Raw genomic sequence first — 23870 nt, forward strand, 5'->3', positions numbered from 1 at the left:
CCCAGAGCGATGGAGCGGCGCGACGCGGAACTGGCACCCGATCGAGGAGGTATGGCTAAACCCTCCGAAGGAACACGCGGAGGACAAAGCCGCGTAAGCTAGGCTAACTGAAAAACCGGACAACTTCGTTGACACGCGCCGCGTCTGCCCTACCCGCAGTGCCCGGGGATCCAGGCGGGTCGGTTTTCTGGCACTTGCGTCGGTATCTCGTTGCTCGACCGCAGGCGAGGGATAGTGCGCGTGCGAAAGGCTTCAAGGAAGTTCTGGCTGCATTCGTCCGAGCTTTGATAGAGCGGAATGTAGCCTGGGTTGTCGGGGTCCAGCGGAGCGAACATGAAGAAGGCGACCGGCACCTCGAAGTGCTGGTACGTAGCGAGCTTGGAGTGGAACACCTTCCAACCCTGACTGTCCCACCAGCGTGTATTGCGTCTGCGGCTTCGGTCGCCAACCTGCCACTGCGGACTCGCCCAAACAACGGCGAGAAGCGGCTTATCTAGCTTGTCCATCTCCGCGATGTACTCGAAGAAGTCGTTGCCGTGGACCCCGTAGTTGTCAATTACCCACCCATCGGCAGGCATCGCCGGCCGGGTCTTCCCAGGGATTGCCAAACTAGGTTTCCGGGTGGGTGAGTACCACTGGTAGAGGTCTTGCGCAGGGTAATGCCGTTTCACCCGATCGTACAGGTCGCTGAGAAACGGCGCATTGGCAGCGCGGTTCTCTTCGTCGATCGTGACGATCTCAATCTCCAGTGATGCTGTCGCGTTCAGCATGCCTGCGAATGCTGCCTCGTAGTGATCCAGGGACTTTAGGGGAGGCGCGTCATCTCGCGCAGCACGCTGTGACTTGGACTCGAAGAACATCGCCACGACGACGAGCCTGACGCCGGCAGTTGCAAGTAATGAGAGATCACCAGCCAAGTCTTCAGGCGCCTGTGCGTGGATGCGTGCCTGATACATGATGAAGTCGAAATCCGTGCGTTCGTGTGCGAGATAGTCGACCCAGTGCGAACCGTAGACGCCGATATCGCCGAACTCCAAGGGGCTTTGCGTTTTCGCCTTCGGATGAGGAGGGCTTTCGGCGGCGACGCCTTCGGCGTGGCCGCTACTTCGAACGACGTCGTCAACCTCACTCGTAGGCTCGCCAAGGGTGCAGCCGCTCGCCAGGAGCGCGAGAGCCAGTTTGAGCCAGGGCGGGGCGGTGCTGCTGCCGAGCGTACTGTGCTGCCGTCGACTTGCTGCGGAGGAATGACACATCTGCACTTATCCTCGCGTTTCGGTTGCGCCTTGGTGGGTTCGCGCTCCCATGCATCATGTATTGCGCCTGGGCCCCAGCCTGCAGTTCTCATCCAGCCGAAGGGGTCTGGCTACGCCTATGTGGGTACTCTAGCAATGCTGCGGGCGCGCAGCAGGCTCAATCGCGCGGTTCGATGCCCGTGGCTCGCAGTGGTACGGTCACACTAGAGCGAGCGCGGGCCTTCCATTCAGCGAGGGCGTCCGGTTCGATCCCCTCGGCCATCGCATGGTGCAGCGCTGCAGCCACCCCTCCCGGCGTGCATTCGTGGGGAGAGAAACACAGATCATCCCGGTTCGTCTCGGCGTAAAAGGCCGGCACCTTGGCGTCCCAGGCAAGCCCTACGCTCGGGATGCCGTAGGCCGTCGCAATAATGCTGGCGTGGAGTCGGAACACCACAACGCCGCGCATGCTTGCGATCGTATGAGCGAGCTGCGCTGGGCGAGTGGGGCGCGGTGCCACGGGAAGCTCAAGGCCGCACTGCTGTTGTGCCTGCCGGGCGACGTAGTGCGCGAACTGCCAGTCTTGCTCGCTGCCGTTGCAGAACAGCTTCGGCTGGATGCCTTGCTGCAGTAGAAGGGTTGCGAGTTCGAGCCAGAAATCGCACATCTCCCGCGGTGAAAGCTCGGGCTTCTTCGCGTTGTATGCATTGACCTTCTCTACGTGCATCACACCCAGTCCGACCACCGGGGAAGCGATCTTCCCCTTGGGAAGCCCGAACACGTCTCTTGCGAAGACCGCAGGGTCCATGGTGAGTCTGGCGATAACGTCCGGTGCGAGCTCCGCGAGCTTCTGCTGGGATATTGTGTCGCGAAGCGTTACCGTCTGTGCTGAACTCAGGGCTTGATGCAGAAGGTGCTGCCCGCGCGTACTCCAGCGTCGGTTGTCACCAACCCCGCAAGCGGCGAAGTGAATTGGTACGTTCTGGTTCCCCGCTACCTTCACGAGAGTGCTCAGCTTGAGCGGGAACCCCAGGTTGTTGTCCATGATCAACAGCCCGCCGCCGATGACCAGGGCCGCGGCGTCTTGTAGCTGGCTTGGCCATCGTGCTCGGGCTTGCCTGCCGTGTAGCAGTGTCCATCGGGTGACGTTGACCGCACGGCTGCCGATTAGTTGTCGAACGCTGGGCAGCTTGACGCGACGGCGATTCTGAGTCGGCGTGAAAGCAGCCGCCTCCGGCCACCCGTCACGGCCCGAGATGTCTAGCAAGTGCACGCGTAGGCCTGGGACCGTCTGCTTGAACAGGTACCTCAAACACTCGGCGATCACACCGTCGCCGATGTTTGGGCTGTAGGTCTCTCCTGCGATGATGATGCTCTGCTGCATTCGACGATCCGGCGTTTCCGCAGTGCCTCTGTTTTCGTGAGCAGCCGAGCAAGCTAGCATGGCGCAGGGTGTTGCGCCACCCACGCGTTGCAGTGTTATCCTCCGCGGGCTCTATCTCGCTCCCCCAACCTGCTTGCTGGCTTGCGCTGGACCCGACGACACAGGGCAGTCCGAGAACTCGAATATGAACCTCCACTCTTTGAACCGCCGACCGGACGCCGTCTACCGCGCCTTCTTCACCTATGTGGTTTCTCGATTCGTCGACAACATCATAATTAATGAATTTCCGAAGTCCGGGGGAACCTGGCTTCGGCGTATGCTCAGTGCCGCAACGCAGCTGTCTGTTTGGGAGCCAGACAACCCTCTGTTCGAGCGCACGATAATTCAAGGGCACTACTTACACCCAGTCTCTCTGCGCGCACCAATCATCGTATGGCGCGATGGCCGTGATGTAATGGTCTCCTGGTACCATCACTGCCTGCTTAGGCCAGATGATCGGTCACGCCGTCTCAACAAGATGATTAGGACCGCGTATAAGTTCGATGATCCGGAGAATGTCAGCGCCAACATGGCGCGTTTCATCGAGTACAGTTTCACGCGGCCCGTCTATCCCCGATTCACCTGGGCTGACTTCGTAAGAAGATGGGCGGACCACCCAAGCGCCCATTACGTGCGGTACGAAGATCTGAATCGTGAGACGGCGCCGACCTTAGCGAAGCTCTTGTGCTCCATTGGCCATGAACTGCCCGAGAAACACGTGCAGGAGGTGGTAGATTCCTTCTCATTCCAACGAGTCACTGGCCGTGCTCCCGGCGTCGAGGACAAGGGCGCATTTATGAGGAAGGGTATAGTGGGTGACTGGGAGAACTACTTCACCGATGAGGCGCTCGACATATTTGAGCGCTACGCTGGCGACTGCAACCGTCGTCTAGGTTATGAATCGTGAGGCTCCGGGTGCGATGCCATAGCCGGTCACCATCCGGTCACGTCGCGAACTGAGGTCGCCCTCGCCGCAGGCGCGGTTCGCCTCAGTCGAAGAGCCGGTCGTCACACAGCAAATTAATTAGCTTGTCTAGGTCGGCATCTTGTCGAGACAAGATCGCGTCTGCCTTCTTGCGTGTCACCTGTTGCGAGGGCGGATGGTGTAGTACTCGCCAAATCTTGGCTGCAATATCGTGCTCGTTTCGAGGATCGAAGTAGCTTATAGCGTCGCCGTAGATCTCAGGCAAGGAGCATACGCCTGCGGCCGCTACCGGCGTGCCGAAGCGCATTGCCTCTACCGGTGGGTATCCAAATCCTTCGTTCAGAGTGGGGTAGATGAGCGCGCGTGCAAAGCAATAGAGTGCACCCAGACACTGCCTATTGACGTACGGGAGGACGCTCACCCCCTCCAGCAGCGCTGGTGGAGTGAATCTGGGGACGCCGCCGGTAATGACTACTCGAAGCCCGGGCCAACTGCCCTCGTTGCGGAGCATTCGAATCGCGCTGAGGGCTCTTAGGATGTTCTTCTCGTACCTGCCGCCAGAGACGAGCAACACGTAGGCCGAGTCCTCCAGGTCTATCTCGGCGAGGAGTTGTGCATCTGGAGTCTCGCTTTGAGTGACTGCAGTTCGCGGCGAGTAAAGAACCGGAGTGAGCTTATCGACTGCGCCTGGAAACAACGCGCAAAGTGCAGCCTTCGTGTGTTCACTTGGGGCGACTATTAGATCTGTCAGGTTGATAAGCGCGCGAAACTCCTGCATTCGTCGCCGTACGTAGTGGTTGCGGAGTGCGCCTTTAGCGAACACGATAGGCAGGCGTATCAGGTTCGTATAACGCCATTCTTGACTGTCGGTTGGTAGCTCGATTGGCCGCAACCCGTGGATCGTCACAATTGTGGGCAGCTTGCCCGGTTTCGCTTGCAAGCCATACGGCAGTGGGCAGTATGCTGCCGTGAGTTCCAGCTCCGCGCTGTAGCGTACGATCTCAGCGTCACTGCGAGCCACGACGACCTCAATCCCCCTGGTGCGGGCTTCGCTGGCGACGTCACTGTCGCCGAGACCGTGCTCAACGAGAGCGACAAAGCGATCGCGGCGGTCCAGTTCAGCGATGCGTCGGACCACGCTTCTTGCATACTCGCTGCCGCCGTCGGCGGAGACATGTCTTCCCTGTGTTGTCCGCAGATCTACCAGTACGCGCATTCTACTCAACCTCTGGCAGGGCCTTGCCCGACACAATCTGGGAGGTGGTTTCAGTGTCTTGCGGGCGTTGCCCATTCATCTTCGCTTCCAAACCTGCGTGAGACTTCTAATATGGAGCCAGTAGCAGGCCTGGATAGGGCGACCGTCCTTTGTCGCGCGTGCCGGACCGGGGGAGCCCGCAACCGGGGGGGGCAAGTAGGCTGCTCGCTCGAAGCGTCGCATTCTAGCTGCCGTGATCCTCTCGATCGAGCACCTTTGTGGCCTAGCATTTGGATGCACAGTTCGGGCTTACGCCAGGTTGGGTGAACCCGTATGACGTTGGCCAAGGCTTCGCTCAGATGCCCGTCGCGCCCGGGCAGCTATTGTGGGTCCCGGCAGCAGGATACGCTGGCGCCGAACCCAGCCTTTGGACGTCGCTCCTTGCAGTTAGCAGCGGACGTGAAGGTGCTCGACTTGAATTCCCGCGAGGCGTAGCATTCGCCCAGCGTCAGGCGCTCCTGGCCTACTAGCGCCGAAGATCGACTCTCGCCGGAGGGGCTGGCGATTGCTAGTTTCTTCAAGATACGGGCGTCGCAAATGCTGGATACCACTACCTACCCCAGTCAACTGTCGCGTACCGGCGGATCGTTCCGGATCTGGTCTGAACGTTCAGCTTAGTGGTTTGGGGCGTGGCTTGCTCGGGTGCCCCACGGGGAGCTTACATCCGCAACTGCGCAAGCCGGCTAAGTAGCAAGTCGCTGGAGGAAGTAAGTGACGAGCCAGCAACAAACGGTGCTCAATCTGGGGTGCGGATTTCATACCGGCGCCGACCCTATGATCGTCAACGTTGATTTTTCGCCCTTCATACGGGCTCGGACCAATGCGTTCGGAAACCTTGTCGCGCGGCGTATCCTGAGCGGCGAGCGGCTACGCCGCTATGAGTCCATGCAGGGGAACCTGATGGCTCACGATCTCAGGCGTGGAATTCCCTTCGCGGATGAATCCATCGATTTCGTCTACCATTCGCACGTGCTGGAGCACCTTGATCGGGATGTCGCGCCTGGATTTCTGCGCGAAATCCAACGCGTGCTCAAGCCCGGTGGCTTGCAGCGGATCGTAGTGCCTGATCTAGAGCTGCTCGTGCGGCGGTACCTCGCCAGCCTGGAGGAGCAGGCTGCTTCCGAGCCGCGGGCGCACGATCATCATGTCGCAGAGATTCTAGAGCAATGCGTTAGGCGCCAGCCCGCGGGCACCCGGGATCTCGGGCCCTGGAAAAAACGTCTGTACGCGTTCGCCCTAGGGGATGCGCGCAAGCGGGGCGAAACTCATCAGTGGATGTACGACCGCCGCAACCTGAGCGACCTACTGACGGGCCTCGGTTTTCGCAACGTCAGCGTTGAGACTCCGGCATCTAGTCGCTTCGAACACTGGGCACGCATCAATTTGGACCTCGATGGGGCCGGGGATGTGCGCAAGCGCGATTCGCTCTATCTGGAATGCGTTCGTTGACGATGCGGACAGCAGCTCCTCGGGCCGCCGTGGGCAAGCTGCTCGCATGAAGTTGTCGATCGTCACGGCTACCTACAATGCCGCGTCGCACCTGAAACGCACGATTGATTCGGTCGCAGAGCAGGACTACGAGAACATAGAGTACGTCATCGTCGATGGTTCCTCGTCCGATTCCTCAGTCGACGTCATTCGTGCCGCCGGAGATCGCGTCAGCAGCTGGACTTCGGAGCCGGATCAAGGCATTTACGATGCGCTTAATAAAGGCATTGAGCGCTCTTCGGGCGATGTTGTAGCGTTCCTGCATGCGGGAGACGTCTACGCTTCATCCGATGCAGCATCGCGCATGATGTCCGCCCTGAAGGAATCGGATGCCCACGTCGCATACTCTGATGTTGTGTTCTTCCGCGAATCAGATTCGTCTAAGGTTGTCCGCCACTACAGTTCAGCTAGCTTCAACGCCGCGCGGATCGCGTCGGGTTTCATGCCCGCCCACCCGACGATGTTCGTCCGCCGAGGTACCTATGAGCGCGTGGGTGCTTACGATATCAGCTACGCTATCGCCGGCGACTTCGACTGGGTGGCGAGAGCCTTCTCGGTGCACGAGGTCCGCTCCTGCTACGTTGAGGGCGTGTTGATTCGTATGGTCGCTGGGGGGCTAAGTACTCGCGGCTGGTCGTCTAAGAAGATAATCACGGACGAGATGCTCCGTGCTTGTCGTGCTCATGGTATACGGACCGGTCCGATTCGCCTCTGGCTGCGTTTCCCGATCAAGACCTGGGAACTGCTTACGCGGTAGGTTCGCTATGCACGCTAAAGGTACCTACTGCGCTCGGTATCGACCCTGGCGCCTGACCATAACGGGCGCGGAGCCCCCGGTGCAGATCGCATGAGTATCGTTGCAGTGACGGGGGCGAACGGCTTTGTGGGGGGCGCGGTCGTCGATCATCTTACCGAACAAGATGTTTCGGTTCGGCCGCTCGTGCGCCGTGGCGGTACGCCAGGCTTGGTTGCACCAGACCTGGGTTCCGCGGCTGACTGGTCTGCGCTGCTGTCCGGGTGTGACAGCGTCGTGCACTGCGCTGCGCGCGTGCACATGTTACAAGAAGTGACCGACGCCCTCGCGCTCTACCGCGAGGTCAACGTGGCGGGAACGCGGCGCTTGGCTGAGCAGGCGGCGCGGGTCGGTGTCCGGCGCTTTGTCTTTGTTAGTTCCATCAAGGTAAACGGGGAGTCAACTGGTGGAGCGCAGGAACCACCGATCTTTCGCTCCGCTGATCGGCCGGCACCCCAGGGCGCCTACGCACTGTCGAAAATCGAGGCGGAGAGGGCCCTGTTCGAAATTGCGAGCCGTACGGGGCTCGAGGTGGTGATCATTCGCCCGCCGCTCGTGTACGGCCCGGGTGTACGAGCTAACTTTCTTCGCCTCATGACCTGGGTGGATCGGGGGATTCCGCTGCCGCTCGGATCGATCGACAATCGACGCAGCATGGTCTTCGTTCGCAACCTTGCGAGCCTGGTGTCGGCGTGCATCACCGCGAGGGAAGCTGTCGGTCAGGTTCTCCTCGTCTCGGACGGTGAGGACGTGAGCACGCCAGGACTTGTCCGGATCCTCGCCGGGGCGATGGCTCGGCCGGCGAGGATCCTACCGGTTCCAAAGTCGGTTCTGCGATCCGCGGCCCGGCTGCTGGGTCGGTCCGATGAGGTCGATCGACTACTAGGGTCACTCCAGGTTGACATCGAACCTACGCGTCGGCTTCTCGGTTGGTCGCCCCCCGTGAGCCTGCCAACGGGGATCGTAGAGACTTCCAACCACTTCAAGGGGGCGCGCAGCTGAGTACGTTAGATGTGAGCCTCATTGTGGGGTGTTTCGTGATGAGCGCGATCGGGACCTGGGCTGTTCGATCCTACGCGCGTGCGCGATCGCTCGTCGATATCCCCAACGAGCGGAGTTCGCACACAGTGCCCACACCCCGCGGCGGGGGCTTAGCGCTTGTCATGGTAACACTAGTCAGTTGGCTCATTCTCGGTGCCACCTCGGCGGTGCCGATGCGTTGGTCTGCCGCCATCATCCTCGGCGGGGCGATCGTAGCGCTGGTCGGCGCGCTCGATGACCACCGGGACATTCCAGCGAAGTTGCGCCTGGGTGTGCACTTCGTCGCGGCGGGCGGTGCGCTCATACTGATTGGAGGCCTGCCGGCGCTGCCGGTGTTCGGCTACGCACTAGAGCTGGCTTGGCTTGGGCCAATCCTCGCCATATTTGGGATCGTCTGGCTGCTGAACCTGTTTAACTTCATGGATGGCATCGACGGTATCGCAGGTATCGAGGCGGTGCTGGTGGGTCTAGGCGGTGCCGTATTGACCAACCTGGCGCAGGACTCGTCCGGTCTGCACTTGTTTCTGCTCACGCTGACTGCATCTACCTGTGGATTCCTGATCTGGAACTTCCCGCGGGCGCGAATCTTTATGGGCGACGCGGGAAGCGGTTTTTTGGGGTTTAGTTTCGGGGCGTTGGCTGTCATCACCGCTTGGGACAATGCAGCGTTGCTGTGGAGCTGGGGCATCCTACTAGGAGCCTTTGTAGTCGACGCCACCACGACGTTGATCCGGCGCGTACTCCGGGGTTATCCGTTCGATCAGGCGCACCGCAGCCACGCCTACCAGTACCTAGCCCGGCGGATGGGCTCGCATGTTCCCGTGTCTGTGGGCTGGGGGGTAGTGACGTTGTTGTGGTTGTGGCCGATCGCAATTCTGGTCAGCTTGGAACGGCTCGACGGTGTGATTGGTGCGACGATTGCCTACACGCCGCTGGTCGTGATGGCCATTCGCCTTAAGGCTGGAGCGCCCGAGCTACAGCAAGTCTAAGGGGATTTTGCGCGGGGGCGGGGGAGGCGAGGATGCCCCCTCGCACGATGACCATCCTGCAGCACGACGTGATGCGCAGGACACGAACTTTGAGAGCGACCTAGCAAAGATGCGCATTCTATTCGCTGTACCGGGTTACAAACCCGCCTACAAGTTGGGCGGGCCGATCGAGTCCGTGTCGGCGCTCGCCGAGGAGCTTAAACGAGCGGGTCACTCCGTAACGGTCTTCACGACCAATGCCAACCTAGATGAAGACCTCGACGTCGAAACAGACTGTCCGACTATGGTCGATGAGGTGGAGGTTTGGTACTTCAAGCGCATGCGCGCGAAGGCTGTGCCCGGGATCCCATATTTGACCAAGACCTCAGGGTTCCTTTACGCGCCGGCGATGAGAAAAGCACTGCGGCGCGTGCTGCCACAAATGGACATCGTCCATACCCACCTGCCCTTTGTCTATCCCACTTATGTGACGGCGATGGAAGCTAACAGCGCTGGTAAGCCGCTCGTCTACCATCAGCGTGGTGTCTTCGATCCCGCTCGGCTGACCTTTCGGTCCTGGAAGAAGCGCATGTACATTGGCCTGATCGAGAAGCGCATCATAAGGTCTGCCGATACGCTAGTCGCGCTGACTGGCGCGGAGGTGGACAGCTACCGCAGCCTAGGGGTCAACAACCCGGCCGTCGTTATCCCGAACGCAGTTTACGCTGAGCGGTTTCAGTCGCCTTACGACGAGGCCATCAACGCGCGCTTCGGGATCAGCAAGGGTGATTTGGTCGTGCTCTTTATGAGTCGACTGCATCCCATCAAGGGGATCGACAAACTGGTCGATTCGTTCCGGGGCATTGCTGACGAGTTCCCCAACGCTAAGCTGGTAGTTGCCGGTCCCGACGAGTGGAACATGGTCGACTCCCTATCTCGCTCCGCGCAGAGGGAGATCGGACGCGGTCAGGTGCGCTTCGCTGGCATGGTGACGGGGGCCACGAAAGCGAGCCTGCTTGCTAGGGCCGACCTCTTTGCGCTGCCCTCTGACGCCGAGGGGTTCTCCATGGCCATACTCGAGTCTCTCGCGAGCGCCACCCCCGTACTCATTAGTCCCGGTTGCCATTTCCCTGCGGTTGAGGAGGCGGGTGCGGGGCGCATCGTTGATGCCGACTCGGGCGCACTCGCGACGGCGCTGCGGGAGATGCTCTCGGCGCCTGAGCGCCTGGTGGCGATGGGGCGTGCCGGTCAGCAGCTGGTGAATCGGAGCTTCACCTGGGAGCGCGTTGCGGCCCAGACCTCGTCGTTGTACGAGAGCATCCTAGCTAAGGCACGGTCTGCATGAGCTGCTTCGCAGTGCTCATGCGTGCCTTCGTTGTGAACAAACGCTAGCCGGTCGACCCCCGGCCTTCGTTCAGCGCTATCATGCATGGCGATTGTACATGGAGGTCTTGCTGATGCGCGTGCGGTTGATGAGTCGGAGCAGCGCCCTTTGGATGGCGCCCTTGCTAGCCCTCCTGGCGGTCGCGTGTACGACGAGTCCTACCGGTCGAGCGCAGTTCATGTTGGTGTCGCCGCAAGCTGCCATTTCGGCATCCCAGCAGGCTTACGTCGCCACGGTTGGCGGGTTCGCTCAGAACAACCAACTCTCGCGAGATAGGGCCGTGGCCGCACGTGTGCGTGAGGTGACCGGCCGGGTGGTTCACGTGGCGATAGAACAGTTCCCCAGCACCGCCGATTGGGCATGGAGCGTGGCCGTGATCGAGGATCCGAAAACGGTAAACGCGTGGTGCATGGCGGGTGGTCGAATGGCTGTGTATACGGGACTTCTCGAGCAGCTCAAGCTGACTGATGATGAGCTTGCGCACATCATGGGGCACGAGGTCTCGCATGCGATCGCGAACCATACGGCCGAGCAGATGTCGCGCGCGATGGCGGCCGATCTGGCGCTTCAGGTTGGGGGTGCTGTAGTTGGCGCAAACCAGCAGCAGCTAAGCGGCGCTGCCCTGGCCGCGCAGCTGGCGTTGGATCTACCGAACAGCCGGACCGCCGAATCCGAGGCTGACCAGATCGGCACAGAGCTTGCGATTCGGGCTGGCTACGATCCGGACGCGGTCTTGTCTCTGTGGCAAAAGATGGGGAGCATCGGCGGTGGGCAACGCCCGCCAGAGTTCCTGAGCACCCACCCTGCACCGCAGAGCCGCCAGGCCGCCCTTGCAGAGCTGATTGAGGGAATGCGTGGACTCAATCCACGCGGCATGAGAGCGCCGGTGCATTCGATCGATGTGATCACAGCAGTACGTTAAGCGACACGTCTCACGGAACTTAGTAAAGCCTAGTAGTTTGCGTGCGACCCGGGGTCGACCATCGTAACCTTGCCAGCGCCGATGTGGACTGCACCTACGAGCAGCAGACTGCTGCCAGCCTAGTCGGGTGAGTGCAGTCGCGCCCTGACTCCCGGCTTCCGTCGGATCCCCGTTCAAGCCTTGGGATCGTGCCGCGCTACAATCGAGATTCCTAGCATCGCGGCTTTGACCGTTGCCGCGCAGGTCGATCGACGAAAGGAGGACGCGATGACCGGTATCTTCGATCTTTCTGGCCGCACCGCCCTGGTGACCGGCTCCACCCGAGGTATTGGGAAGTCGATCGCTCGACAGCTCGCGCTGGCGGGCGCTCGCGTGGCTGTTTCCTCTCGGGACGCCAGTAGCTGTGCAGCCACTGCAGCGGAGATCGCAGAGATCGCGGGTGATAGCGCAGTTGTAGGACTGCCTTGCAGTGTTGCACATCCCGGCGAGCTTGAGCGTCTCGTGGCGCAGACCGAGGAACACCTCGGTCAGATCGATATCGCCGTAGGCAACGCAGGGGCCAATCCACACTTCGGATCTTTGTTGGATGTTCCAGACGATGCCGTCCAAAAGATCTTCGATGTCAACGTCAATGCTAATCTCAAGTTGGCGAAGCTCGTGGTGCCGAAGATGAGGGAATCGGGATGGGGGCGGATCATCCTCAACGCGTCGAATACGGCCCTGGTTGGTCAGCCCGCTCTCGGGGCGTACTCCGTATCAAAGGCCGCCGTGATCCAGCTGGCCCGCAGTCTGGCTCGTGAATTTGGGCCCTCCGGTATTACCGCCAACGCAATCGCTCCGGGGCTTGTGCCCACGGAGTTTTCGCGAGCCTTGTGGGAAGATCCGCGAATGAACGAACGCTACGTCAAAGCGACGATGCTAAAGCGCACAGGTACCCCCGATGAGATTGGCGGAGTATGCGTTTTCCTAGCCTCCGAGGCAGGCGCATACGTGACGGGACAGACCATTGTCATCGACGGCGGGATGACGAGTTAGCTGGCGCCCGTTGGGCGATCAGTCCGTGAGAGTCCTCCTAACGCTCGGGCGTTTGCCGAAGGCGCTCGACATCGCTCGTGCTCTCGCTGCGGCTGGATGCGAAGTGATAGTCGCAGAGCCGTTTGCCTGGCACTTGACACGGCTGTCGCGCAGCGTCGCCCGCTGCGTGCAAGTGCCCGCTCCGAACGACGACGAGCAGGCTTACCACGAGGCGCTGCTAGCGCTCGTCGAACGCGAGCGGGTGCAGCTGATCGTTCCTGTCTCCGATGAGACGATGCATGTCGGCGCTCTGCACGCGATGCTGCCCTCCACGACGCGCCTTTTCTGTCCGCCTCAGCCGTCGCTGCTTGCGCTACACGACAAGCTCGAGTTCATTCGAGTTGCGGCGGCTGCAGGGCTACCAGTGCCCCGTACCTGCGAGGCGGTCGACTACTCTCAGGCAAAGGCGTTGCTAGCCGCTACCCGGTGTATTTCGAAGCCCCGTTACTCGTCGGCCGGCAAAGGGCTTGTCGACCACCCTCAGGGTGCGGAGCCGCTCACGCAAGCACCAGACGCAGCGCCACGGATCTACCAGGAGTACCTGCCGGGCGAAGAGCTGAGCACCTTCGGAGTGGTACGCAGGGGCGAGCTTGTCGCGAACGTCACCTACCGTGGACTGATCATGTCGGGGACAGTCGCCGTGAGCTTCGAACGAGTATCGCAGGCACCCGATGGACTAGATGAGTGGGTGCGAGCGTTCGCGCAGGCCACAATGCACGACGGCTTTCTGTCCTTCGACTTTCGGCTTGACCAGGCGGGTCAGCCCCTGCCCATGGAGTGCAACCCGCGCGCTACCAGTGGCGTTCACTTCCTTACGCCGCAAGGGCTGGCCGATGTGATACTGGGTGTCGCGCCGCTCGAGTCAAGTGGTTTGCGGCCTGAGGCGCGTTTACAGCAGTTCTATCCGTCGCTTACCGAAGTTCAGTCTTCGTTCCTGCGCGGGCATCGTTTTCCCGGTAGGCTAAAACTTCTGTTTGGTGTGCGCGACGTCACTTGGCAGGCAGACGATCCGTGGCCACTGCTTCTGCAGCCCTTCGCAAGCACGAGCATCCTATGGCGAACGGTGTTAAAAGGCTGGACGTTTGGCGAGGCAGCCACCTTCGATATCGCCTGGGGTGAGTAGGTGGCTAAGAGCCTAAGTGAGGCGATCGCTTAGGGTGCAATAAACCTGCTCCGTCGGGCGAGTCGTCAGACGCGCCGCAGGCCTCACGCGCTCTGCATCGATGGTGTGAAAATCGAAGCGGCGAACGAGGCGTGCGAGGATAAGCGTGCTCTCCGTGGCGGCGAAGCCGGCCCCTACACAGACTCGCGGTCCTGTGCCAAACGGCAGGTATGCCCCGCTTGGGATCTCGTGCTCTCGCTCGGGCATAAAGCGATCTGGATCAAATGCTTCCGGGTGTTTCCACATGCGCTGGTGCCGGTGCATCGTCCACGGGGCTATCATGATCATGGCGCCCTTGCGCAGACGGAAGCGGCCGATCTGCGTCGGCTCTGCCGCCACGCGTGGTATGAACGTGATCGGTGGATAGAGGCGCAAGGTTTCGCGGAACACGGCTCGAATGAAGGGTAGTTGCCTCACCTGATCGAAGGCGACTTCGCCGTCGCCCACGACCCGCGCGACCTCCTCGCGCATGCGAGTCACCACTCGTGGTTGCATGGATAGGATGAAGAACACCCAGGTCAGCACACTCGCTGTGGTCTCGTGTCCGGCCAAAAAGAACACCCCCAGCTGGTCGATGAGCTCCTTGCGCGAGAGCCCCGGGCCTCCGTCCGGCGCGCGAGCAGCCACGCAGGCGGACGCGATGTCGTTGAACTTCTCCTGCGGCTCATCGAGATGGCTGTCGACCAGGTGACCCAAATGTCGCCGAATCTTCTCGCAAGCCTCGAGCACTGTGGGTGATTGCTCGTATGTGCGAAACGGGGGGTCGAAGATGAGTGCCTTAAGCTCCACGTGGGCGACGCTTCGCTCGAAGACTGTGAAGGCATCGAACACCTCACGTGCGATGTTCGACTCGAGCGAGGTAGTAAACACCGTGCGGCAGATTATGTCGGCCGTAAGGTGGCTCATCGCCAGGTCGAGGGAGATGGGTTCGCCTGATGCGGCTTGCTGAGCCAGGCGCTCCTCGTAGTCATCGACGGCTGCGGTCATAGATGCGAAGGCGCGAGTGATGCGGATATGCGAAAAGGCTGGGTCTACCATCGCACGTTGGCAGCGCCAGCGGTCACCGCTGGAGACGAAGATCGAGTCGCCGACAAGGGGCTCTAGGGCGCCGACCATCAGGTCGTTCTTCGGGTAGATATCCGCAGGGTCCGTCATTACGCCCTTCACCAGTTCCGGGCGGTTCACCAGCAGAATCGAGCGCCGCGAGTAGCCGAGGTAGCCAACGTCGAACTGGTAGGCCTTATCGGGCAGTAGGCTCAGCAGATCGCCCTCTCCGCGCAGGGCCGTGCGCACCAGGGCGGCGAGGGCGGGCAGGGGGCGAGGGCGGGGTGGAACGTACAAGAGGCGGCGAATTCAGTGCAGATGAGCGTCGCAATGCGACTGGATTTGCGTACGACGGCCAAGCGTAGCAGACTTCTGACGGTAAGAGTGTCTAGTTAGGTTGACGCTCCCTGCTAGTCAGACAGGACGCAGAGAAATGGTGTGGTTTGATCCATTTGTAGTGCCGTTTCACTACTTTGTCGTCGCCCACATCCTGACCGGCTCGGTCGGGTTGATTGGATTTTGGGGCCCGATCTTTACCCGCAAGGGTGCTGCCGCCCACCGTCAGACCGGTCGGGTGTTCACGCTCAGCATGCTGATCACCGGCACCTTCGCCATTTGCATGAGCACCTGCACGATCCTCGACCCCATCACCACCCACCCTCACGTGCATGAATCGGCGGAGCTGATTCGGGGCATCTTTGGCTGGATGATGCTCTATCTGGCGATTCTGACCATCAACCTGGCGTGGTACGGGTGGCTTTGTATCCGCAATCGCAAACAGCACGAGGCCAATCGCGGGTTTATCAATCTGACCTTGCAGGCAGTGCTGTTGGTGGCTGCGGTGAATTGTGTTTGGCAAGGTTGGTTGCTGCGCCAACCGCTGATGCTGGGTATCTCCACCATCGGCTTTGCGACCGTCGCGACGAACCTCTGGTTTCTTTTCAAGCCCACTCCCAGCGCCATCGATTGGTTGCTCGAACACATAAAGGCGCTGGTGGGTGCCGGTATCTCCGTGTACACCGCCTTCTTCGCCTTTGGTGCGGTGCGCCTCATGCCGGAACTGGCTCTCAATCCACTGTTCTGGTCCATACCGCTCGTCATTGGGCTAGGCCTCATCCTCTACCATCAGCGGCGCGTGATCCTCTCGCATCGCCGCGGACGCGCGCAGCGCCAGCAACCGCCGGTCCGTCGGTCGTCTTCCTCTGACGTACCCCTGGCCACGTGAGCGGAAAGGGGCGAGCAATCGTCGTCGGCGCAGGTGTCGGGGGCCTGGCAGCGGCCTGTGATCTTGCTAACGCAGGTCTGGAGGTGACCGTTCTCGAGCGCGCTCAGGCATCTGGAGGCAAGATGCGCGCCCTGCGTGCGGGCGACTTTGAGGTGGATGCGGGGCCTACAGTGTTCACAATGCATTGGGTGTTCGACGGTCTCTTCGCCGACTCCGGAGAGTCCTTCGACGATGCTGTTACCCTCGAGTCGGCCGAAGTGTTGGCGCGCCATGCGTGGGCCGAAGGTGGGCGCCTAGACCTTTTCGCCGACAGCGAAGCCTCCATTGCGGCCATCGATGAGTTCGCTGGCGCAAAGGAGGCGCTCGCGTACCGCCGTTTCGTTGAGCGCAGCGCACAGGTCTACGCCACGCTCGAGCGTCCCTTTATTCGGTCCGAGCGCCCACGCTCGACCTTGGATCTGGTCTCACGGGTGGGCCTCACGGGGGTGCCCGCTCTCGCTCGCACCCAACCTATGGTGTCCCTATGGAATGCCTTGGGTGAGCATTTCCGCGATCCCCGCTTACGCCAACTGTTCGCCCGCTACTCGACCTACGTGGGCGCCTCTCCGCTAAAGGCACCTGCTACGCTCATGCTCATCGCTCATGTCGAGCAATCGGGTGTGTGGCTGGTGAAGGGCGGCATGCGTGAGCTAGCGAGGCAAATGCAAGGGCTGGCGGAGCGGCGCGGTGCGCAGTTTCGCTTTGGTGCGCACGTCGATCAGATCGTCGTGTCGGGAGGTGCGGTACGGGGCGTGCGCTTGGAAGGAGGTGAGACGCTAGACGCTGATGCGGTCATCTTCAATGGCGACAGTGCTGCGCTTGCGGGTGGTCTACTTGGGGACGGAGTTATGAGCGCGGCGGCGCCCACCCCTCGAGCTCAGCGCTCGCTCTCCGCCGTGACCTGGTGCTTGGCCGCGAAGCCCGATGGGTTCCCTCTGCAGCATCATAATGTTTTCTTTAGCCGCGACTATCCAGCAGAGTTTAAGCAGGTGTTCGAGGCGCGCACGGTGTCTGCGGCGCCGACCGTATACTTGTGCGCTCAGGGCCGCTCCGCGAAGATCAACGGCCCGCAGCCGCAGGGCAGTGAACCGATGTTGTTGTTGATCAACGCGCCTGCCGACGGTGATCGTGGTTGGCCTCGGGGCGGCGCAGGCGAACCCAGCCTGGAGGCTTTGCAGGAGCGCACGATCGGGATGCTGGAAGCGTGCGGATTGACCCTGTCTGCGGACAGCTTCTCAACGGGGCAGCGCACTACACCGAGCGACTTCGCCGAGTGCTTCCCCGGCAATGGTGGTGCTCTGTATGGGCGTGCGAATCACGGACCCTTTGCGATCTTTGAGCGGCCTAGCGCGCGCATGGACGTGCCGGGCTTGTACCTGGCAGGTGGGTCCGCCCACCCGGGTGCCGGCGTACCGATGGCCACCCTATCGGGCCGTATAGCAGCAGCCCGTCTGCTCGCCGATCGCCAAAGTCAGCGCAAAGGTCAGGCCGCGATCACGCTTGCGAGAGGGGCGGCGCCCCAAGCGCCCGGCTCGCGTGTTCGCGGCCACTGAAGCGCAGCGCTCGCGGAGTGGATGATCGCTCAAGCGGTCGACGTGCTCGTCGCGCGGTGGCCAAACATCCCTGGGCGGGCGGCGAGCGCGGGTGGTGGTGCTGCGTCAAGAACCTTCTCGAGCACCTTGGCCGACGCTATGACGCCGGGTACCCCTGCGCCAGGGTGGGTGCCTGCCCCTACCAGGTAGAGACCGCTGATCTCCTCCGACATATTGTGGGGTCGGAACCAAGCGCTCTGAAAGAGCTGAGGTTGCAGAGAGAACGCGGCACCGTTGCGTGAGAGCAGGTCATCGTTGAACTGCTGCGGTGTCATCACCTTGGAGCTGACCAGATGAGAGGTCAGATCCGGCAACAGGGTGCTTTCGAGGCGCTGGGCGATCGCCTGGCGGTACTGCTCGCCCTGCTCCGCCCAGTCCGTGCCGCTGCCGAGGTGTGGTACCGGCGATAGCACGTAGAACGCATCGCAGCCCGGCGGCGCTAAGCTGGGATCGCTGGCCGTCGGGCGATGCAGATAGAGGCTGAAGTCCTCGGCCAGGTGCTTGCGCTGAAATATGTCCTGGAGCAACTCGCGGTAGCGAGGGCCCAAGACGATCGTGTGGTGATCGACCTCCTCGTAGGTACGATCGGTGCCGAAGTACCAGACGAACAACCCCATTGAGTAGGCGGCACTCGCCAGTCGCCGGCGCGACCAGCGCCGCCTTGGTTCTCGGCCCAACAAATTGTCGTAGGTGTAGGCGGCGTCCGCGTTGGAGACCACGATATCAGCTGTGATCTTCTCTCCTGATGCCAGCGTGACGCCCGTCGCGCGGCCATCGTCGACCGTGATCCGCGACACTTCAGCCTCGCAGCGCACCGTGTTGCCGTGGCCTTCGATAAGGCCTACGAGACCGCTGACCAGTTGGTTCGTTCCCCCGACCGCGTAATGGACGCCATGCGCCCGCTCCAGGTGCGAAATCAGGCAGAAGTAGGCGGTGGTGGAAAACGGGTTACCGCCGATAAGCAGCGGGTGGAAGCTGAAGACCGTGCGTAGCTTCTCGTTGCGAAAGAACTGCGCCACCTTGCCATAAACACTGCGGAACCCGCCTAGGCGCAGCATGTCTGGCACGGCGCGGACCATCGTACTGAACTTGTTGAATGGCTGATCCACGAGTTCCGTGAAGGCAACGTCGAAGATGCGCTCGCTCTCCGCCAGAAACGCATCGAGAGCGGGCACGTCAGCGGGCTCGAACTTGGCCACCTCCCGGCGCAGAAGATCGAGGTCAGCGCTGTACAGGAAGCTGCTGCCGTCATCAAAGCGTATGCGGTAGAACGGATCGAGCGAGCGTAGGGTCAGGTCATCGCTTAGTTTCCTTCCGCAGAGCGACCACAGCTCCTCGAGCAGATATGGTGCGGTGATGATGGTCGGGCCAGCGTCGAAGGAGAAGCCATCCTGGCGGAACACGCGTGCTCGGCCACCGGGGCTATCCAGCCGCTCCAATACCGTTACTCGCATACCTCGGGCGCCAAGACGCACTGCAGCGGCGAGGCCACCAAAGCCAGACCCGATGACGACCGCATGCGGCCTCGAAGGGGGGTTACCGTACGCACCGTCCGCGCCCATTGACACACCTCACCAGAGCTACTGTCAGTTTGAGTTGACGGTAACACCCGATGCGGCGCTGCGCCAGCGCGCCCAGGGAATCAGGCTTCGGCGGTGCTGGTTTGGTAAAGGCGGCGATGGCGAACCATGGTCAGCCGGTTGCAGCCTGGTTGGCGATCGTAGGCGAGCTCGTCGCAGGCCATCTTGATCAGCGTCAGGCCGAAGCCGCCCTCCGGTAGCTGCGCGGGATCATCAGGGGGGCGCTCGGGGAAACCGTCCGGGACCTCGTCGAAGAGCTTGGGGTCCATACCGTCACCGCCGTCCTCGATGGCTAGCTCGAGCGTGTCTCCGTCAAAGGCCAATTCCACGTGGATTGGTTCGTCGCTTCCAGCGCCGTAGCTATGCTCGATGACGTTGTTTAGCGCCTCGCCGACAGCTGTCTCAAAGGCACCGCTTTCCTCTCCCGTGATGTGGCTGGCGAGGGTGATCACGCAACGGGTGACCAGCGCGACGTGGGAGAAATCGCTTGGGATGGTAAAAGCTACGCTGCGCATGCGGAACGACGATGCTGTGATCTACGCTGCCAGCGCAGCTTCGGTAGAGGTGTGGATGGAAAACACCTGTGTCATTCGCGTCAACTTGAATATCGACATTACGCTGTCCTGAAGGCGGCAAAGCTTCAGGGAGCCATCCTTGCCGACGCTCTTGAGGATGGAGACGACGGCGCCTAGGCCACTACTGTCGATAAAGTCGACGGCAGCCAGGTCGAGCACCAGCTGGCGCTGCCCGGACTGCACCAGCTCCATCATCTCGGATTTGAATTGATCGGCGATCGCCGCGTCCAGGCGGGTTTCCTTTAGGGTGACGACGATTTGGCCGTCGATGCTCTGCTGCTCCAGCTGCATGTTGTCCCCGGTGTTCGAAGGGTGATTAATCAATAGGGGTATCGGCAGGCTGCCCACCTTCTTGAGGATCGCTGAAGTTGAGCTACTCCTGGAGCGGTGCACAAAACTGAGGTTCGCTGCCACCAGCGCAAGAATTACTTAATTGGCTTGCAACGACGAGACGCACTTCGTACCGTTGGTCGCGTCATCTCGTTGGGTAGCGCTCCAGCGCAGCCCGGAGAGACACACTCGCGCCAGCGACCGGGGGGGATACGGGGTTGCCGTGCGCGAGGCGTCCACGAGGAAAAGCGGCAGCCGTTCGGCTGCCGCTTTTTTTTTTTGGAGGTTGCCGGTCGACGAGTCACGTGGGGAGCTGTTCACGCTGAGGGGGCTCGCCGCCGGCAGGGGGAATGGGCGAGACAGACTAAACGCGCTTCGGCGTGCGGGCCGCATCACGATGTAACGGTACGCGGGCCTTACGCCTAGCGAACGAACCAGCACACAGTTCGCGAACAAAAAACCAGCATTTCAGATTCCCGACGCCCGCTAACAGGCGTGGACTTGTGCTGTTGACCAGTTACCCTGCCCGGAATGCACGCATCGCCACCCGAAGAAGCCGCCCTTCCAGTACTCAGACAGTTTCTCGAGAGCGCTTCACCACCTATGGTGCTGACGGGAGCTGGGTGCAGCACCAAGGCGGGAATATCTGCCTATCGCAATCGGCTCGGGGATTGGGCCCATCCCCAGCCCATCCAGTTCGCTCAGTTCCGGGCGTCGCCGAAGGCGCGTCAGCGATACTGGGCTCGCAGCTTCATGGGCTGGCCCCGTTTCCACATCGCTCGTCCGACCCTCGCCCACCGCGCCCTCGCCTGGCTCGCCACCGAGGGGCGAGTAGCTCCCTTGGTCACGCAAAACGTCGATCGTCTTCATTCTCGGGCTGGTGCTGAGCGCGTAGTCGACCTGCACGGGCGGCTTGACCGCGTGCGATGCCTCGATTGCGGCTTCGAAACGCATCGGGCTTCGTTGCAACGTAAGCTAGAGGCCCTGAACGCGACTTGGTCCGATGAGGATGCTCTGAGCGGCGCCGGCGCCGCCGAGCGTCCCGACGGAGATCGTGACGTGAGCCAGGGCGCCGTCGATCGATTCCGCTACCTCGACTGCAGCCGCTGCGGCGGGGTGCTCAAGCCTGATGTGGTGTTCTTCGGGGAAAACGTGCCCGCCGAACGGTTGGAGACGGCTCGCGAGCGTCTGGCGAATGCGGGCGGGCTCCTCGTGGTGGGGTCATCGCTGATGGTATTGTCCGGATATCGCTTCGTTCGCGAAGCCCTCGCTGCGAACAAGCCCGTGCTGGTCCTCACCCAGGGCCGCACCCGGGCCGACGACGACGCGATCGTCAAACTCGACCACGAGTGTGGTGCGTTGCTCGGGGCTCTGGTAGGCGAGCTCGGTGGCGGCCCTCTGGCATCGACAGATCCTTAGCGGCTACGGGGAGGGCGATTCATCTTGCTCGGCATCTTTGTTCTGCGCTCGGTCCCTTAGTGAGGCCAGCACCGCCGTGATCAGCCCGAGTAGCAATTCGTCAGCGAAGGGAACTACGTCGGGAATGAGCACGTCGATGATGAACAAGGCGGCAGTTACCGCCAGCAGTTTTGGAAACTTGAGACGCGATGCATAGCCAGTCAGCCAGCTTACGGGATTCGTTAGTGCCACTCGGACTCCTCTGGGGACTAATCTGCTTAGTCTTTTGCTTGCCGCCGCTCGCCTACGCGGCGGTGTTCGAATTGGCGAACGAAGGCGATGGTGTAATCGGTTCCCCTATCGAGCATATCGCTGCCCACGAGGATACCTTCGTCAGTATCGCGCGCACCTACGATGTTGGTTACCGCGAGCTTGTGTTGGCGAATCCAGGTGTCGATCCCTGGTTGCCTGGGGAGGGTGCGCAAGTGCTGGTACCGTCCCAGTTCGTCTTGCCCGATGCGCCGCGCACAGGGATAGTGCTGAACGTACCCGAGATGCGCCTTTACTATTTCCCGCCAGCTGCCGAGGGTGCGCGGCAGCAGGTGATGACCTTCCCTGTGAGCGTCGGGCGGCAAGACTGGTCCACGCCCTACGGCCGTACAAGGGTCACGGCAAAGCAACGAAATCCCTCCTGGTATCCGCCGCAGTCGATTCGCGATGAGCATGCGGCCGATGGTCGCCCATTACCCAGGGTGGTTCCTCCCGGGCCCGACAATCCTCTCGGGAGGCACGCGCTGCGTCTCGGAATACCGGGCTACCTCATTCACGGGACCAATCGCCCTGCCGGTGTTGGGATGCGTGTGACCCACGGGTGCGTCCGGATGTTTCCCGCCGACATCGCCGAGCTGTACGGCTTGGTCGGCGTCGGGACAGCGGTGCGGATCGTGAACCAGCCCTTCAAAATGGGATGGGTGGCCGACGAGTTGTACCTGGAGGTGCATCCTCCGCTCGAGGAGGATGCAGAGACAATCGATCGGGGCCTGACCGCTCTGGTGGAAGTGTTCGTCTCGAATACAGACGAGCGGCTGAAACAGGTGGACTGGGGGTCGATGGAGGCCGTTTACAACCGCGGTCTTGGGGTGCCGGAGGCGCTCGCGGTGGAGTTCGAGGGCCCTGACCTGGAAGCGGCGGCGCCGCCGACTGAGGAAGTCTCGGTAGAGGCCGCCCATGAAGCCTCCGAAGAGCGCGCAGGCGTGTAGCCTGCGCGACTTCGGTGGCCAGGAAGTCCTACTTGCGCGTCACTTCCTCGAACATGCGGTCGATCTTGTCGGTATTGGCGTTGCAGCAGGCGTTAGCACGGTCGGCCGCGCGTTGGGCCGCGTTGGCGGCGCTCAGGGCCTGATCCGCCGTGCTCTGGGCGCTGCTTGCCGCGGAAGCGGCCGAGTTAGCAGTCGACAGAGCACTGCTGGCGTCGGAAGAAGCCTGTTCTGCCAGCTGCAGAGCCCGATCCACCTTTTCCTCTAGAGCAGTACAGCCGGTCAGGGTGGCAGCGGCAGCAACAACGGCGAGGGCGCGCGCGGCACCCGTCAGCTGAATGCGCATGTTTTCGAATCCCCTATATTTTTCGCAAAGGACATGAGGCCGATCTCGGCCCCGGCGTATTTTATTGGTTGTAAGCTGCGGTGTGTCAAACGCTTGCGTCTTGGCGTCACTTTCGTGGGTCTGCCATCCCTCTCAGTGCCCACCCCCCGCCGGTGCAGGAGCAGTACCACTTGCGTGGGACGGGGTTGTTGACTTCCGCAAGATCGCGCTGGAAAATGCCCGGCTCCGTGATCCGGAGGGGTACTCAAGCGGTCAACGAGGGCAGACTGTAAATCTGCTGGCTATGCCTACGTAGGTTCGAATCCTACCCCCTCCACCATCTCGAGCCGCCGCGGTGGTTTCGCCGGCTGGCTGGGGAGCCTTGATTTCTCTGGTGTTTTGGTGCGATGCAGCCTGGCGGGTGTAGTTCAATGGTAGAACCTCAGCCTTCCAAGCTGATGATGTGGGTTCGATTCCCATCACCCGCTCCAACACCGCCCCGCTGCGCGCTGGGTGCCAAAGCAGGCGCGATCGGCCACGGTCAGTGCCCACGTAGCTCAGGGGTAGAGCACTTCCTTGGTAAGGAAGAGGTCCCCGGTTCAAATCCGGGCGTGGGCTCCATGTTTATCACGGCCGCCGCCTAGCGGTGGCCACTTAAGAATAGTCATCGGACTCTATTCCGCAAGGGAGTTTGGCAGGTGTCGAAAGAGAAGTTTGAACGTACAAAGCCGCACGTGAACGTGGGAACTATTGGTCACGTTGACCATGGAAAGACGACGCTGACGGCGGCGATGACGACGGTGCTGGCGGCGGAGTTCGGTGGTGCCGCGCAGGCGTTC

23 protein-coding genes and 3 tRNA genes are annotated in these 23870 nt (G+C 61.5%); 17 read left to right on the forward strand and 9 right to left on the reverse strand.

The window, feature by feature from the left end:
* Window positions 1–149: 149 nt before the first annotated feature.
* Window positions 150–1253 (reverse strand): hypothetical protein, encoded by a 1104-nt coding sequence (locus tag AAGA68_25455; protein MEM9388419.1) that lies wholly within the window; start codon window positions 1251–1253, stop codon window positions 150–152.
* Window positions 1254–1410: 157 nt separating this feature from the next.
* The gene (locus tag AAGA68_25460; GenBank protein MEM9388420.1) at window positions 1411–2616 is read right to left on the reverse strand and encodes a polysaccharide pyruvyl transferase family protein; all 1206 of its coding nucleotides are present in this window, start codon (window positions 2614–2616) and stop codon (window positions 1411–1413) included.
* Window positions 2617–2932: 316 nt separating this feature from the next.
* Between AAGA68_25460 and AAGA68_25465 the strand changes: the two genes are divergently transcribed.
* Window positions 2933–3562, forward strand: coding sequence for a sulfotransferase domain-containing protein (locus AAGA68_25465; GenBank protein MEM9388421.1), 630 nt, complete (start codon window positions 2933–2935; stop codon window positions 3560–3562).
* Between the two features lie 82 nt (window positions 3563–3644).
* Here AAGA68_25465 and AAGA68_25470 read toward each other — a convergent pair whose 3' ends face one another.
* Window positions 3645–4796 carry a glycosyltransferase gene (locus tag AAGA68_25470; protein MEM9388422.1) on the reverse strand — a complete coding sequence of 384 codons (1152 nt, stop codon included), beginning with the start codon at window positions 4794–4796 and terminating at the stop codon, window positions 3645–3647.
* Window positions 4797–5546: 750 nt separating this feature from the next.
* Between AAGA68_25470 and AAGA68_25475 the strand changes: the two genes are divergently transcribed.
* From AAGA68_25475 to AAGA68_25510, 8 genes are all read left to right on the forward strand, one after another.
* The gene (locus tag AAGA68_25475; GenBank protein ID MEM9388423.1) at window positions 5547–6284 is read left to right on the forward strand and encodes a methyltransferase domain-containing protein; all 738 of its coding nucleotides are present in this window, start codon (window positions 5547–5549) and stop codon (window positions 6282–6284) included.
* A 46-nt stretch (window positions 6285–6330) separates the two neighbouring features.
* Window positions 6331–7080 carry a glycosyltransferase family 2 protein gene (locus AAGA68_25480; protein ID MEM9388424.1) on the forward strand — a complete coding sequence of 250 codons (750 nt, stop codon included), beginning with the start codon at window positions 6331–6333 and terminating at the stop codon, window positions 7078–7080.
* A 90-nt stretch (window positions 7081–7170) separates the two neighbouring features.
* Window positions 7171–8118, forward strand: coding sequence for an SDR family oxidoreductase (locus AAGA68_25485; GenBank protein MEM9388425.1), 948 nt, complete (start codon window positions 7171–7173; stop codon window positions 8116–8118).
* 161 nt (window positions 8119–8279) lie between these two features.
* On the forward strand, window positions 8280–9146 hold the full coding sequence (locus tag AAGA68_25490) for a glycosyltransferase family 4 protein (protein MEM9388426.1): 867 nt from the start codon (window positions 8280–8282) through the stop codon (window positions 9144–9146).
* A gap of 109 nt (window positions 9147–9255) precedes the next feature.
* The gene (locus AAGA68_25495; protein ID MEM9388427.1) at window positions 9256–10470 is read left to right on the forward strand and encodes a glycosyltransferase; all 1215 of its coding nucleotides are present in this window, start codon (window positions 9256–9258) and stop codon (window positions 10468–10470) included.
* Window positions 10471–10567: 97 nt separating this feature from the next.
* A complete protein-coding gene (locus tag AAGA68_25500; GenBank protein ID MEM9388428.1) occupies window positions 10568–11431 on the forward strand; it encodes a M48 family metallopeptidase in 864 nt (287 codons plus the stop codon).
* 267 nt (window positions 11432–11698) lie between these two features.
* Complete coding sequence (locus tag AAGA68_25505; protein MEM9388429.1) at window positions 11699–12466, forward strand: SDR family oxidoreductase; 768 nt, start codon at window positions 11699–11701, stop codon at window positions 12464–12466.
* Between the two features lie 25 nt (window positions 12467–12491).
* On the forward strand, window positions 12492–13628 hold the full coding sequence (locus AAGA68_25510) for an ATP-grasp domain-containing protein (protein MEM9388430.1): 1137 nt from the start codon (window positions 12492–12494) through the stop codon (window positions 13626–13628).
* A gap of 12 nt (window positions 13629–13640) precedes the next feature.
* Here AAGA68_25510 and AAGA68_25515 read toward each other — a convergent pair whose 3' ends face one another.
* The gene (locus AAGA68_25515; GenBank protein ID MEM9388431.1) at window positions 13641–15008 is read right to left on the reverse strand and encodes a cytochrome P450; all 1368 of its coding nucleotides are present in this window, start codon (window positions 15006–15008) and stop codon (window positions 13641–13643) included.
* A 136-nt stretch (window positions 15009–15144) separates the two neighbouring features.
* Between AAGA68_25515 and AAGA68_25520 the strand changes: the two genes are divergently transcribed.
* Together AAGA68_25520 and crtD are read left to right on the forward strand one after the other, a co-directional pair.
* Window positions 15145–15936: a hypothetical protein gene (locus AAGA68_25520; protein ID MEM9388432.1), complete on the forward strand. Its 792-nt coding sequence runs from the start codon at window positions 15145–15147 to the stop codon at window positions 15934–15936.
* A complete protein-coding gene (gene crtD, locus AAGA68_25525; GenBank protein ID MEM9388433.1) occupies window positions 15933–17528 on the forward strand; it encodes a 1-hydroxycarotenoid 3,4-desaturase CrtD in 1596 nt (531 codons plus the stop codon). The genes AAGA68_25520 and crtD overlap by 4 nt, the downstream gene beginning before the upstream one ends.
* Before the next feature lie 29 nt (window positions 17529–17557).
* Here crtD and crtI read toward each other — a convergent pair whose 3' ends face one another.
* From crtI to AAGA68_25540, 3 genes are all read right to left on the reverse strand, one after another.
* Window positions 17558–19129, reverse strand: coding sequence for a phytoene desaturase family protein (gene crtI / locus AAGA68_25530; protein MEM9388434.1), 1572 nt, complete (start codon window positions 19127–19129; stop codon window positions 17558–17560).
* Between the two features lie 80 nt (window positions 19130–19209).
* A complete protein-coding gene (locus AAGA68_25535) occupies window positions 19210–19662 on the reverse strand; it encodes an ATP-binding protein (GenBank protein ID MEM9388435.1) in 453 nt (150 codons plus the stop codon).
* Window positions 19663–19683: 21 nt separating this feature from the next.
* Window positions 19684–20046, reverse strand: a complete 363-nt coding sequence (locus AAGA68_25540; protein MEM9388436.1) for an STAS domain-containing protein — start codon at window positions 20044–20046, stop codon at window positions 19684–19686.
* 609 nt (window positions 20047–20655) lie between these two features.
* Between AAGA68_25540 and AAGA68_25545 the strand changes: the two genes are divergently transcribed.
* Window positions 20656–21471: an NAD-dependent protein deacetylase gene (locus AAGA68_25545; protein ID MEM9388437.1), complete on the forward strand. Its 816-nt coding sequence runs from the start codon at window positions 20656–20658 to the stop codon at window positions 21469–21471.
* Window positions 21472–21474: 3 nt separating this feature from the next.
* On the opposite strand, the gene AAGA68_25550 is transcribed toward AAGA68_25545, so the two are convergent.
* Window positions 21475–21702: a DUF6116 family protein gene (locus AAGA68_25550; protein MEM9388438.1), complete on the reverse strand. Its 228-nt coding sequence runs from the start codon at window positions 21700–21702 to the stop codon at window positions 21475–21477.
* On the opposite strand from AAGA68_25550, the gene AAGA68_25555 reads away from it, so the two are divergent.
* Window positions 21696–22709: a L,D-transpeptidase family protein gene (locus AAGA68_25555; protein MEM9388439.1), complete on the forward strand. Its 1014-nt coding sequence runs from the start codon at window positions 21696–21698 to the stop codon at window positions 22707–22709. The genes AAGA68_25550 and AAGA68_25555 overlap by 7 nt on opposite strands.
* Before the next feature lie 28 nt (window positions 22710–22737).
* Here AAGA68_25555 and AAGA68_25560 read toward each other — a convergent pair whose 3' ends face one another.
* Window positions 22738–23052 carry an alanine-zipper protein gene (locus AAGA68_25560; protein ID MEM9388440.1) on the reverse strand — a complete coding sequence of 105 codons (315 nt, stop codon included), beginning with the start codon at window positions 23050–23052 and terminating at the stop codon, window positions 22738–22740.
* Window positions 23053–23286: 234 nt separating this feature from the next.
* Between AAGA68_25560 and AAGA68_25565 the strand changes: the two genes are divergently transcribed.
* The 4 genes from AAGA68_25565 to AAGA68_25580 all read left to right on the forward strand — a co-directional run.
* A tRNA-Tyr gene (locus tag AAGA68_25565) sits at window positions 23287–23371 on the forward strand.
* A gap of 77 nt (window positions 23372–23448) precedes the next feature.
* Window positions 23449–23522 (forward strand) — tRNA-Gly (locus tag AAGA68_25570).
* A 55-nt stretch (window positions 23523–23577) separates the two neighbouring features.
* Window positions 23578–23652 (forward strand) — tRNA-Thr (locus AAGA68_25575).
* Between the two features lie 77 nt (window positions 23653–23729).
* Window positions 23730–23870: GTP-binding protein (locus AAGA68_25580; protein MEM9388441.1), on the forward strand; the 141-nt coding region annotated here is incomplete at its 3' end.

The sequence above is a fragment of the Pseudomonadota bacterium genome (assembly GCA_039193195.1).
Taxonomy (GTDB): Bacteria; Pseudomonadota; Gammaproteobacteria; order Steroidobacterales; family JBCBZW01; genus JBCBZW01.